At 66.6% G+C, this 12,018-nt stretch carries 11 protein-coding genes; 10 read left to right on the top strand and 1 reads right to left on the bottom strand.

Annotated elements, in window-relative coordinates:
• Nucleotides 1–624: 624 nt before the first annotated feature.
• Entirely contained in the window at nucleotides 625–1,560 is a 936-nt protein-coding gene (locus KK141_RS22660) for a carbohydrate kinase family protein (RefSeq protein ID WP_214573186.1), read from the bottom strand.
• Nucleotides 1,561–1,833: 273 nt separating this feature from the next.
• Here KK141_RS22660 and KK141_RS22655 point away from each other — a divergent pair, with 273 nt between their 5' ends.
• The 10 genes from KK141_RS22655 (at nucleotide 1,834) to lipB (ending at nucleotide 12,018) form a co-directional block, all read left to right on the top strand.
• Nucleotides 1,834–2,880: a rod shape-determining protein gene (locus tag KK141_RS22655; protein WP_167258493.1), complete on the top strand. Its 1,047-nt coding sequence runs from the start codon at nucleotides 1,834–1,836 to the stop codon at nucleotides 2,878–2,880.
• Between the two features lie 18 nt (nucleotides 2,881–2,898).
• Nucleotides 2,899–3,909, top strand: a complete 1,011-nt coding sequence (gene mreC, locus KK141_RS22650) for a rod shape-determining protein MreC (protein WP_214573185.1) — start codon at nucleotides 2,899–2,901, stop codon at nucleotides 3,907–3,909.
• Entirely contained in the window at nucleotides 3,906–4,394 is a 489-nt protein-coding gene (mreD, locus tag KK141_RS22645; RefSeq protein WP_167258497.1) for a rod shape-determining protein MreD, read from the top strand. Before mreC ends, mreD begins: the two co-directional genes overlap by 4 nt.
• Before the next feature lie 4 nt (nucleotides 4,395–4,398).
• The gene (mrdA, locus tag KK141_RS22640; RefSeq protein ID WP_214573184.1) at nucleotides 4,399–6,411 is read left to right on the top strand and encodes a penicillin-binding protein 2; all 2,013 of its coding nucleotides are present in this window, start codon (nucleotides 4,399–4,401) and stop codon (nucleotides 6,409–6,411) included.
• The gene (rodA, locus tag KK141_RS22635) at nucleotides 6,408–7,526 is read left to right on the top strand and encodes a rod shape-determining protein RodA (RefSeq protein ID WP_214573183.1); all 1,119 of its coding nucleotides are present in this window, start codon (nucleotides 6,408–6,410) and stop codon (nucleotides 7,524–7,526) included. Before mrdA ends, rodA begins: the two co-directional genes overlap by 4 nt.
• A 121-nt stretch (nucleotides 7,527–7,647) precedes the next feature.
• Entirely contained in the window at nucleotides 7,648–8,649 is a 1,002-nt protein-coding gene (gene mltB / locus KK141_RS22630) for a lytic murein transglycosylase B (RefSeq protein WP_214573182.1), read from the top strand.
• Nucleotides 8,646–9,605: a septal ring lytic transglycosylase RlpA family protein gene (locus KK141_RS22625; protein WP_214573181.1), complete on the top strand. Its 960-nt coding sequence runs from the start codon at nucleotides 8,646–8,648 to the stop codon at nucleotides 9,603–9,605. Before mltB ends, KK141_RS22625 begins: the two co-directional genes overlap by 4 nt.
• 58 nt (nucleotides 9,606–9,663) lie before the next feature.
• On the top strand, nucleotides 9,664–10,902 hold the full coding sequence (locus KK141_RS22620) for a D-alanyl-D-alanine carboxypeptidase family protein (RefSeq protein WP_214573180.1): 1,239 nt from the start codon (nucleotides 9,664–9,666) through the stop codon (nucleotides 10,900–10,902).
• Nucleotides 10,903–10,917: 15 nt separating this feature from the next.
• Nucleotides 10,918–11,208 carry a DUF493 family protein gene (locus KK141_RS22615; protein WP_214573179.1) on the top strand — a complete coding sequence of 97 codons (291 nt, stop codon included), beginning with the start codon at nucleotides 10,918–10,920 and terminating at the stop codon, nucleotides 11,206–11,208.
• 141 nt (nucleotides 11,209–11,349) lie between these two features.
• Complete coding sequence (gene lipB, locus KK141_RS22610; protein ID WP_214573178.1) at nucleotides 11,350–12,018, top strand: lipoyl(octanoyl) transferase LipB; 669 nt, start codon at nucleotides 11,350–11,352, stop codon at nucleotides 12,016–12,018.

Below are 12,018 nucleotides of genomic sequence, written 5' to 3'. Positions count from 1 at the left end.
CGCCGATGGTAGTGTAGCTTGCTATGCAAGAGTAGGTCATCGCCAGGGGCTTTATCCTAAAAACCCTCACCACCTCGGTGAGGGTTTTTTCTTGGCCTAAACATAATCACTTCATTAGCTCCGCCATCGGTGCGAGTTAATCCATCGAGATAATCGATGAAAAGGCGATGCTGGCGTCAGCATTGCAGGCCCGCGTGCATGGCAGATGCACCACTCATTGAAGCGCCCGACTCGAAGCGCTGAATGGGAGCATCAGCGCGATGCGCTATCAGTGCTTCCACGCCATGTAAGGCCTGTCGAATCGATCAGCTTGGCTGCCACGCGACTCATCAGTCAGCGTCGCCGGCTAGCATTGCCGCCACAGGTTTTGTATCCACCGCAGCTTGATCGATGCGATAGCGATGCAGAGCAACAGCAAAGCCATCGCGACCTGGTGATCGATCTAATGCCAGAAACGCAGAATCGACACCTGCTGCTCGACAGCTGACCCTGCCTCACCAACGCCAGGTGGCATCAGAAGAAGTGCCACGCCTCCAAGCTCCAAAACAAAAAGGCCTCCCACCCGGGAGGCCTTCTCACTTCAACTTGAATTAACCAACCCAAGTCAATTTGAATTAACTAACGTCAATCCAACCCATACCCAAACTGCTCCTCGAACTCCGCCGCAAACAGCGCGTAATCGAAGCGCTGATTCTGCGTTCCCGGATACTCGACCTTGAGCGCACCCATCAGCGAAGCCATCCGTCCGATCGTCGGCCAATCCTTCCCGCGCATGATCCCGAAGATCAGGCCCGCACGATAAGCATCGCCACAGCCGGTGGGATCCACCACCTTGCGCTCGCGCGCCGGCGGAATCTCGTGCGTGATGCCATCGGTATGAATCAGCGACCCACGCGGCCCCAGCGTCACGATGTACGCCTTCACCCGGCTCGCGATGTCTTCCGCACTCCAGCCCGTACGCGACTGCAGCAGCTGCGACTCGTAATCGTTGACGATCACATACGTCGACTTCTCGATCATCGAGCGGAATTCATCGCCGTTGAACAACGGCATCGCCTGGCCCGGATCGAAAATAAACGGCACATTCCGCGCCGAAAACTCATCCACGTGCTGCAGCATCGCATCGCGGCTATCCGGCGCGACGATCGCGAAACTGATCTCCGGAATATCCCGCACATGATTTTCGTGCGCGCTCAACATCGCACCGGGATGGAACGCCGTGATCTGGTTGTTATCCAGATCCGTGGTGATAAAGCACTGCGGCGTGAACTGATCGCCGAACTCGCGCACATAATCCAGGCGGATCCCGCATTCCTGCATATGTGCCCGATACGGGCCGAAATCCTGGCCTACCGTGGCCACCGGCAGCGGATCGGCGCCGAGCAGCTTCAGGTTATAGGCGATATTGCCGGCGCAACCGCCGAACTCGCGACGCATCCGCGGCACCAGGAACGACACGTTCAGGATGTGCACCTGGTCGGGCAGGATGTGGTTCTTGAACTGGTCCTGGAAGACCATGATGGTGTCGTATGCCAACGAACCGCAGATAACGGCAGACATGATTCGTGGGTGTCCCCGGGCTAGTGAACGGGCCGCGCAAGCGCGGTCGGACAAACAGCCGGGATACCGTCCCGGCCAAAGTTGCGAATTTTACCGATATCCGGTCGCCAGGGCGATCACCCTTTGAAAATTCGAACTCATGCGACCTGCGCGGAAGTTGGCATATCACCCCGTCGTACAAGGCTTTCTTAACGATATTGTCCTTGCGCGCAAGAGGCCGCGTCTTTAGACTGGCGCGCTTACTTTTTAGCCAGATCGACGCACGGCGGCCCCATGTTCAAGAAGTTTCGCGGGATCTTCTCCAACGACATCTCCATCGATCTTGGCACGGCCAATACCCTGATTTATGTGCGCGGACAGGGCATTGTTCTGAACGAACCTTCCGTAGTCGCTATCCGTCAGGATCGCGGCCCGGGCGGTCCTCGTGCCGTCGCCGCCGTCGGCAGCGACGCCAAGAAGATGCTCGGTCGTACCCCCGGCAACATCGCCACCGTGCGTCCGATGAAGGATGGCGTGATCGCCAACTTCTCCATGACCGAGGCGATGCTGCAGCACTTCATCAAGCAGGTCCACCGTTCGCGCCTGCTGCGTCCCAGCCCGCGCGTGCTGGTCTGCGTGCCCTGCGGCTCTACCCAGGTGGAGCGCCGCGCCATCAAGGAATCGGCCGAAGGCGCCGGTGCCCGTGACGTGTTCCTGATCGAGGAGCCCATGGCCGCCGCGATCGGCGCCGGCATTCCGGTGCATGAGGCGCGCGGCTCGATGGTGCTGGATATCGGCGGCGGCACCTCCGAAGTGGCGGTCATTTCGCTCAACGGCATCGTCTACTCGCAGTCGGTCCGCGTCGGCGGCGACCGCTTCGACGAGGCCATCATCAACTACGTGCGCCGCAACCACGGCACCCTGATCGGCGAATCCACCGCCGAGCGCATCAAGATGGAAATCGGCTGCGCTTTCCCGCAGACCGACGTGCGCGAGATCGAAATTTCCGGCCGCAACCTGGCCGAAGGCGTGCCGCGCATGTTCACCATCAACTCCAACGAAGTGCTGGAAGCCCTGCACGAGCCGCTGTCCGGCATCGTCGCCGCGGTGAAGTCGGCGCTGGAGCAGACCCCGCCGGAGCTCTGCTCCGACGTGGCCGAGCGCGGCATCGTGCTCACCGGTGGCGGCGCTCTGCTGCGCGACCTGGACCGCCTGATCTCCGAGGAGACCGGCCTGCACGTGATGGTGGCCGACGAGCCGCTCACTTGCGTGGCCCGTGGCGGCGGCAAGGCGCTGGAGCTGATCGACCAGCACGGCAGCGACTTCTTCGCCGCCGAATAAGCGCTAAAGGGGCAGGGGATGGCACTCGCTCGCGAGGACTCCTCGCCCCTGTTTGCCGGCACGGTTGCCGGCACCCTGCGCCTCATCCTCTATCTCGCGTTCGCCATGGTGCTGATGGTCCTGGACCATCGCAACGGCTGGATGTGGCGTATCCGCTACACCACCTCGGCCGTGGTCGAGCCGGTCTACCGCCTCGCCGGCATGCCCGCCGCCGGCATGCGCAACCTCAGCGTGGCCTTCGCCGACCGCCAGCTGCTCACCGAGCAGAACCAGCGCCTGCGCGAAGACCTGCTGCTGGCCAACGCCAAGCTCAATCGCATGGCCTCGGTGGCCGAGCAGAACGAGCGCCTGAAGGAACTGCTGGCCACCCAGCACAGCCTGGAACTCAACGTGCAGCTGGCCCGCGTCATCGACGTGGACCTGGGTAGCTACCGCCACCGCATGCTGGTCAACGTCGGCGAGCGCGACGGAGTGAAGAAGGGCCAGGTGGTGATCGACGCCCACGGCGTGATCGGCCAGGTGGTGGAAGTGATGCCGCGCACCTCGCTGGTCATGCTGGTGACTGACCCGGACCACGCCATCCCCGTGGTGGTCGAGCGCACCGGCCTGCGCACCGTGGCCTACGGCTCGCGCGACGGCGACCTGCTCAGCCTGCCCAACATCTCGATGGCCGCCGACGTGCGCCCGGGCGACAAGCTGCTTACCTCCGGCCTCGGCGGCCGCTTCCCGCCGGGCTTTCCGGTGGGCGAAATCCGCGGCGTGGAGCCGGGTGCCTCGGGCATGTTCCTGGAAGGCCGCGCGCGTCCCACCGCCGATCTGGACCGCAGCGAGGACGTGCTGATCCTGCACGACCAGGCCGAACCCGCCGGCCCGCCGGAACCCGCCACCCAGGCCGGCCCGCCAGCCGACCTCGCGCCCGCACCGGCCGCCACCGCGGCAACCCTGCCGCGCGTCGCACCCATCTCGGCCACTCCAGCCTCAGCAAACCCAGCCTCGGCAACCCCAGCCTCCGCGAGCACCGCGCCATGAACAAGCAACGCGTCGGCCTGCTCTGGTTCTCCGGCTCCCTGGCATTCGCCCTGCTGTCCATGCTCGTGCCGCTGCCCGGCGCGCTGCAGCCGTTCAAGCCCTACTGGCCAGCGCTGTTCCTGCTGTACTGGGCGCTGGAAGCCGGCGACCAGCGCGTGAGCCTGGGCCTGGCCTTCTGCATCGGCCTGTGCGCAGACCTGCTCGACGGCGTGCTGCTCGGCGAGCAGGCCATGCGCCTGTGCGCGCTGGTGTTCATCGCGCTGCGCTTCCGCTCGCGGCTGCGCTTCTTCCCGATGTGGCAGCAGACCCTGGCCGTGCTGGCCCTGCTGCTGAACGACCGCGTGGTGCTGCTGATCGTGCGCGCCTTCGCCGGCGAATCGTTCCCGCCCGCCACCTGGTGGATCTCGCCGTTCGTCGGCGCAGCGCTCTGGCCGTTCCTGTTCCTGCTGATGGACGACCTGCGCCTGCGGCTGCGCCTGCAATAGCGCCATGGCCCTGCGTCGCCGCTCGATCAAGGATTCCCGGGGCGAAAGCACCCTGTTCCGTTGGCGCGCCTTCGTCGGCTTCGCGCTGATCCTGCTCGGCCTTTCCGTGCTGGTGGTGCGCTACAGCTACCTGCAGGTGCAGCGCCACGACGAGTTCGCGCTGCGTTCGGAGAACAACCGCGTCAAGCCTCGCGCCATCCCGCCCGCGCGCGGGCTGATCTTCGACCGCAACGGCGTGCTGCTGGCCGACAACGTGCCGGCCTTCCGCCTGGAAGTGGTGCCCGAGCAGGTGCCCGACATGCCGGCCATGCTGGCCGGCATCCGCGACGTGATCCCGCTCGGCGATGACGACGTCGAAGCCTTCCGCAAGCAGCTCAAGCAGAACCGCCGTTTCGACAGCGTGCCGCTGAAGCTGCACCTCACCGAGGACGAGATCGCCCGCTTCGCCATCAACCGCTGGCGATTCCCAGGCCTGGACGTGGTGCCGTACCTCACCCGTCGCTACCCGTACGGGCAGCTGTTCGCGCACGTCATCGGCTACGTCGGCCGCATCGACGCCGACGACCTCAACCGCCTCGACCCGGATCGCTACAAAGGCACCAGCCACGTCGGCCGCAGCGGCCTGGAGCGCTCCTACGAAGACATGCTGCACGGCGAACCCGGCTACGAGCTGGTCGAAGTGAACGCCGACGGCCGCGTGCAGCGCGTGCTGGAAACCCACGCACCGAAGCCTGGCAAGAATCTGTACCTGAGCATCGACGCGCGCGTGCAGAAGGCCGCCACCGATGCCTTCGCCGGCCGCCCGGGTTCGGCGGTGGCGATCGACCCGCGCAACGGCCAGGTCATGGCTATGGTCAGCGTGCCCAGCTTCGACCCCAACCTGTTCGTCAACGGCATCAGCAAGACCGACTACGTCGCCTACACCACCGCCGAAGACAAGCCGCTGCTCAACCGCGCACTGAAGAGCGCCTACCCGCCGGGCTCCACGGTCAAGCCGTTCCTCGCGCTGGGCGGCCTGGAATACGGCGTGCGGCGGCCGGAAGACACCGTGCTGTCCACCGGCGAGTTCTGCATCCCCGGCCAGCAGCGCTGCTATCGCGACGACAAGCGCGGCGGCGACGGCACGGTGAACATGGTGCGCGCCATCCAGCTGTCCACCAACACGTATTTCTACAAGCTCGCGCTGGACCTGGGCATCGACCGCCTGAGCTCCTGGATGGGCAGCCTCGGCTTCGGCCACAAGACCGGCATCGACCTGCTCGGCGAAGTCGAAGGCATCCTGCCTTCACGCGAATGGAAGGCCACGCGCAGCAAGTACGGCTGGTTCCCGGGCGAGACCATCCTGACCGGCATCGGCCAGGGCTACTGGAACGTCACCACCCTGCAGCTCGCCCACGCTACGGCCACCTTTGCCGGCCATGGCACGCCGTATTCGCCACGCCTGGTGATGGCCACCTCGGCGGTGAAGGAATCGCGCGTGCCGCTGCCCAATCCGCCCAGCGGTCCCACCCTGATCCACAAGGACAACTACTGGAACGTGGTGAACCAGGGTATGGAGGCGGTGATCACCGGCGGTACCGGCAAGGGCCAGTTCACCGGCTTCCCCTATGTGGTGGCCGGCAAGAGCGGTACGGCGGAGCGTTTCTCCCGCCGCAGCAACGACTACGACAACAACAAGAACACCGCCTACCTGGCCACCCGCCACCGCGCCTGGTTCATCGGCTACACGCCCACCGACGCGCCGCGCATCGCCGTGGCCGCGATGCTCGAACAGGGCGCGTGGGGCGCGTCGGATGCCGGCCCCATCGTGCGCAAGATCATGGAAGCCTGGCTGGCCAGCCAGGGCGGCGCCGTGCCCGCGCGCAACGCGCCGGAGCAGGGCGGCCTGCCGGCCAACGCCAGCAGCGTGCCGGAGGTGCCGGAAGACACGCCGATGGCCACGCCCGCCGATGTGCCGGCGCAGTTGCCGTCAGACCATGACGACAGCAGCCAGCAGGACGACGGAGGCCATCAATGATCGACGAACTCCAGGTCCGCCTGACCCGCTTTCTGCGCCGCCTGCTTACGCGTCCGCGCATCGACCTGCCGCTGGCCTTCGGCCTGCTGCTGCTGGCCGCCACCGGTCTGGTCACGCTGTACAGCGCCAGCGGCGGCAGCATGGCGATGATCACCGGCCAGGCCGCGCGCTTCGTCATCGGCGGCATGCTGCTGCTGCTGATCTCGCGCATTCCGCCCTCGGTGCTGCGCGGCTGGACGCCCTGGCTCTACGCCGGCAGCGTGTTCCTGCTGATCGTGGTGGCCGGCGTGGGCGAGATCCGCAGCGGCTCCAAGCGCTGGCTCAATCTCGGCGTGATGTCGTTCCAGCCGTCGGAGCTGCTCAAGCTCACCGTGCCGATGATGGTGGCGTGGTACCTGCACCCGCGGCAGCTGCCGCCGTCGTGGAAGGACATCGTCACGGTCGGCATCCTCATCGGCATTCCCGCCGCCCTGATCGCCGAGCAGCCCGACCTGGGCACCGCCGTGCTGGTCTCCGGCGCCGGTGCGTTCGCGCTGTTCCTGTCCGGCATGGCCTGGTGGAAGATCGGCAGCCTGCTCGCCGCGGTGGGCGGCATGGTGCCGGTGGCCTGGCATTTCCTGCACGAATACCAGCGCAACCGCGTGCGCACCTTGCTCGATCCGGAGTCGGACCCGCTGGGCAACGGCTGGCACATCATCCAGTCGCAGATCGCGGTGGGTTCCGGCGGCCTGTTCGGCAAGGGCTGGCAACACGGCACGCAGTCGCGCCTGGACTTCCTGCCCGAGCACACCACCGACTTCATCTTCGCGGTGTTCGCCGAGGAATTCGGCCTGGTCGGCGTGGCCGCGGTGATGGCGCTGTACGCCTTCATCATCGGCCGCTGCCTGTGGATCGCCATGGAAGCGCGCGAAACCTATTCGCGCCTGCTCGCCGGTGCGATCGGCATGAGTTTCTTCGTGTACGTGTTCGTCAACGGCGGCATGGTCGCCGGCATGTTGCCGGTGGTCGGCGTGCCGATGCCGCTGATCAGTTACGGCGGCACCTCGGCCGTGTCGCTGCTCACCGGCTTCGGCGTGCTGATGTCGATCCACGCCAACCGCAAGATGCACGACTGAGCCGCGCCGCGGCGGTTCGCATCACTGAACCGGCTCCGCGCACGCCCGTTTTCTGCCAGGGTTTGCGCCGCCATGCGTGCTAGGCTCTTGCGCGCACAGCGTTTTACAGCGAAGTAGCCTGATGACCGAGATTGCCATGCCCCGTCCCCTGCAATGGATTGCCGCCCTGGGCCTCGCCGCCGCTGCCGCACTGACGACAGCCCAGGCCCAGACTCACCCGGGACAGGCACAGCTGGTCGCCGAAGTCGCCAAGGAAACCGGCAAGGATCCGGCCCGGTTGAACGCCTTGCTCGACGGCGCGAAGAAACAGCAGAGCATCCTCGACGCCATCAGCCGCCCGGCCGAAGCCAAGCCGTGGAAGGACTACCGGCCGATCTTCATCACCGACAAGCGCATCGACGACGGCGTCGCGTTCTATCTGCAGCACCGCGAGCTGGTCGAGCGCATCGGCAAGAAATACGGCGTGGCGCCGGAATACATCGTGGCCATCGTCGGCGTGGAAACCTTCTACGGACGCAACACCGGCAAGTACAAGGTGCTCGATGCGCTGGTCACGCTGGGCCTGTATTACCCGCCGCGCGCCACGTTCTTCCGCGAGCAGCTGAAGGTGCTGCTGAGCCTGCCGGACAGCATGCTCGCCGGTCCGCCGGATACGCTTACCGGTTCCTACGCGGGTGCGCAGGGCTGGGGCCAGTTCATGCCGTCGAGCATCCGCGACTTCGGCGTGGACGAGGACGGCGACGGCCACATCGACCTGCACGATTCGCTGCCGGACATCCTCGGCAGCGTCGCCAACTATTTCGCCAAGCACGGCTGGGTCACCGGCGCGCCGGTGGTGGCGCGCGCGCAGCCCGACGCCGCCGCGCGGCCGATCGAAGTGAAGGATTCCAAGCCGCAGTGGCCGCTGGAGCAGCTGATGGCCTGGGGCTATGCGCCGTTGCAGCCGATGGATCCGGGCCTGGGCAGCAGCCTGCAGTCGCTGCAGGGGCCGTACGGGCCGGAGTACTGGTTCACCTTCCAGAACTTCTACGTGATCACCAAGTACAACCGCAGCCCGCTGTACGCGCTGGCGGTGCACCAGCTCGCCCAGGCCATTGCCGACGGCGTGCGGGAGCGTCGATGAAACCCAGCCTCGCGCTGCCGCTGCTGGCGGTCGCCATGCTCGCCCTGGCCGGTTGCGGCGGCAGCAAGCCGCGGCCGTCGAAATCCGGCGGCTATTCGCCGGGGCGCAGCAGCAGCGGCGGGACGTATCGGCCGTCGCCGGATGGCGGTTCGCGCCGCGGCGTCGACGACGACGTCAGCCGTCCGCAGAGCAGCCGCTACCGCGACAACGCCGACAGCGTGCCCGACGGCCCGCCGCCGGACATCAGCAAGCTGGTCGAGCCCGTGCCGAAAGTGGAGCCGCGAGCGCTGTACGGCAACAAGTCGCCCTACAGCGTGCTCGGCCAGACCTACACCGTGCTGCCGAACGCGAGCGGCTACGTGGAGCGCGGCATCGCCTCGTTCTATGGCAACAAGTTCCACGGCTACAAGACCTCGAGCCTCGAGGAATACGACATGTACCAGTTCAGCGCGGCGCACAAGACGCTGCCGCTGCCGAGCTATGCACGCGTCACCAACCTGGAGAACGGCAAGAGCGTGGTCGTGCGCATCAACGACCGCGGGCCGTTCCACGACAACCGCCTGATCGATCTCTCCTACGCCGCCGCGGTGAAGATCGGCGTGTACCCGAAGGGCACCGGCCTGGTGGAAGTGCGCGCGATCACGCCGGGCGAGCCGCTGCAGGACCTGCCGCCGCCTCCGCCCGCGCCCGTCGCCAGCAGCAGCGCCGGTGCGCCGCCCAAGCCCGGCATCTATCTGCAGGTCGGCGCTTTCGCCGACAACGCCAATGCCGAGCGCGTGGCGCAGAAGCTGCGCAGCGCGAATTTCGCGCCGGTACAGGTGGTGGATGCCCAAATCAACGGCCGCAGCGTGCGGCGCGTGCGGGTGGGGCCCATCGCCGACGTCGACAGCGCCGACGAAGTCACCGCCAGGATCGAAGACATGGGACTGCCGCGTCCGCAGGTCGCGGTAGACTGACGCATTGCCCTTCCGGCGCTCCGGCGCCAGCCCTATCGAAACCGGACCTCTCAGAACGATGAATCTCCTCCGCCGTACCCTCGCTCCCTTTGCCATCGCCGCCCTGGTGATCGGCACCGCCGCCGTCGCCCAGCAGACGCCCCCGAAGCCCGCGCCCGTGCCGCGGCCGGTGGTGGCCGAAGCGCCGGTGCCGCCGCCGCCGGACGTGGACGGCAAGAGCTGGGTGCTGATGGACTACGCCACCGGCCAGGTGCTCGCCGCCAAGGACCCCGACGTGCGCGTGGAGCCGGCCTCGATCACCAAGGTGATGACCGACTACGTGGTCTCGGCCGAGGTCGCCAACGGCAAGATCCACATGAACGACCAGGTGACCATCAGCGAGAACGCCTGGCGCAGCGGCGGCGCCGGCACCGACGGTTCCACCAGCTTCCTCAAGCTCAACAGCCAGGTGCCGCTGAAGGACCTGCTGTACGGCATGATCATCCAGTCCGGCAACGACTCCGCCATCGCGCTGGCCGAGCACACCGCCGGCAGCGAAGGCGCGTTCGCCAACCTGATGAACGCGTACGCCAAGCAGCTGGGCATGGTCAATTCCAACTTCCAGAACGCTTCCGGCTACCCGATCGCCAACCACTACACCACCGCCCGCGACATCGCCCTGCTGTCGCGTGCGCTGATCCACGACTTCCCCGAGGACTACGCCATCTCGGCGGTGAAGGACTTCGAGTGGAACGGCATCAAGCAGCACAACCGCAACCTGCTGCTGTGGCGCGACCCCAGCGTCGACGGCATCAAGACCGGCCACACCGCCGCCGCCGGCTTCTGCCTGGCCGCCTCGGCCAAGCAGGGCGAGGCGCGCATGATCGCCATCGTGATGGGCGCCAGCAGCGAGAAGGCGCGCGCCGACGCCGCGTTGTCGCTGATGAACTACGGCTTCCGCTTCTACGAAACCCACAAGCTCTACGACGCCAACAAGCCGCTGGCCACGCCGCGCCTGTGGAAGGGCAAGGCCGACCAGGTGCCGCTGGGCGTGGGCGAGAACGTGCTGGTCACCGTCAAGCGCGGCGACTACGACAAGCTCAAGGCCACCGTGGACGTGCCCGCCACCCTGATCGCCCCGTTCACCAAGGGCCAGCAGATCGGCACGCTGCGCGTCACCCTGGACGGCCAGCCGGTGCAGAACCTGCCGCTGGTGGCGCTGGAAGACGCGCCGCAGGCCGGCTTCTTCGGCCGCCTGTGGGACAGCATCATGCTGTGGTTCCACAGCGACAAGAAGCCTGACGAAGCCAAGAAGTAAGCACGAGGTACCGCCATGCAGGACATCGATTCGATCAAGGCGCAGAACGAAGGCCAGGGGTTCCAGTTCCCCGGCGAATTCGAGATCACCGCCATGGGCAACGCCAACGCCGACCTGGCCAGGCGCGTGCCGGCGATCCTGGAAAGCATCGGCCTGCACGTGCTGCACGAGACGGTGAAGCACCGCAGCTCGCGCGAAGGCAATTTCCTCTCGGTCACGGTCAGCTTCCGCTGCGAGAACCGCGAGCAGTACGACCTGGCGCATGCCAGCCTGCGCGCCGATCCGGATATCCGCTTCACCCTGTAATCCCACGCGCGGGCCGGGTTTTCCCGGCCCGCGCCGTTTTGGGGCCGCGTATCGGGGCCACGGAGACGCGCTTCGCGCCCTTGCAAGCCCCGGAACCCGGCCGCACCTCATCCCGACCCTCTACGTTTCCCGGTTGTCCCCATGTCCCAGCCGCTGAAAATCCGCCGCCTCGGCCGCCAGCCCTACGAGGCGACCTGGAAGGCCATGAGCGCGTTCACCGACCAGCGCGGTCCCGACACCCCCGACGAGCTGTGGGTGCTGGAGCACGATCCGGTGTTCACCCTGGGCCAGGCCGGCAAGATGGAGCACGTGCTGGCGCCCGGCGACATCCCGGTGGTGCCGGTGGACCGCGGCGGCCAGGTCACCTACCACGGCCCCGGCCAGATCGTGGCCTATCCGCTGATCGACCTGCGCCGCGCCGGCGTCGGCGTGCGCGAGATGGTGTGCAAGATCGAGCAGGCCATCATCGACACCCTGGAGCGCTGGAACATCGGCGCGGCCCGCCTGGACGGCGCCCCCGGCGTCTACGTGGCCGGCGCCAAGGTGGCCGCCCTGGGCCTGCGCGTGCGGCGGGGCTGCAGCTTCCACGGTCTGGCCTTCAACGTGAACATGGACCTGGAGCCGTTCCACCGCATCAACCCTTGCGGCTACAAGGGTTTGCAGGTCACCCAGGTGCTAGACTTGGGCGGTCCGTCGCGGTTGGCGGAGGTGGAAGACGCACTGGTCGAGGAGTTCTGCCGCCAGTTCGATTTCACCGCCGAGTCCGCCGCTCCCGTCATCCCCGAACTACCCGCTCGCGTAGCGGTCTGA

This window comes from Dyella sp. LX-66 (assembly GCF_018599165.1).
GTDB lineage: Bacteria > Pseudomonadota > Gammaproteobacteria > Xanthomonadales > Rhodanobacteraceae > Dyella_D > Dyella_D marensis.
This window is presented reverse-complemented; position numbering and strand designations above follow the sequence as displayed.

Coding starts and splice junctions, on each gene's coding strand:
- KK141_RS22660 (WP_214573186.1), bottom strand. CDS start 1,560: ATGTCTGCCGTTATCTGCGGTTCGTTGGCATACGACACCATCATGGTC.
- KK141_RS22655 (WP_167258493.1), top strand. CDS start 1,834: ATGTTCAAGAAGTTTCGCGGGATCTTCTCCAACGACATCTCCATCGAT.
- mreC (WP_214573185.1), top strand. CDS start 2,899: ATGGCACTCGCTCGCGAGGACTCCTCGCCCCTGTTTGCCGGCACGGTT.
- mreD (WP_167258497.1), top strand. CDS start 3,906: ATGAACAAGCAACGCGTCGGCCTGCTCTGGTTCTCCGGCTCCCTGGCA.
- mrdA (WP_214573184.1), top strand. CDS start 4,399: ATGGCCCTGCGTCGCCGCTCGATCAAGGATTCCCGGGGCGAAAGCACC.
- rodA (WP_214573183.1), top strand. CDS start 6,408: ATGATCGACGAACTCCAGGTCCGCCTGACCCGCTTTCTGCGCCGCCTG.
- mltB (WP_214573182.1), top strand. CDS start 7,648: ATGACCGAGATTGCCATGCCCCGTCCCCTGCAATGGATTGCCGCCCTG.
- KK141_RS22625 (WP_214573181.1), top strand. CDS start 8,646: ATGAAACCCAGCCTCGCGCTGCCGCTGCTGGCGGTCGCCATGCTCGCC.
- KK141_RS22620 (WP_214573180.1), top strand. CDS start 9,664: ATGAATCTCCTCCGCCGTACCCTCGCTCCCTTTGCCATCGCCGCCCTG.
- KK141_RS22615 (WP_214573179.1), top strand. CDS start 10,918: ATGCAGGACATCGATTCGATCAAGGCGCAGAACGAAGGCCAGGGGTTC.
- lipB (WP_214573178.1), top strand. CDS start 11,350: ATGTCCCAGCCGCTGAAAATCCGCCGCCTCGGCCGCCAGCCCTACGAG.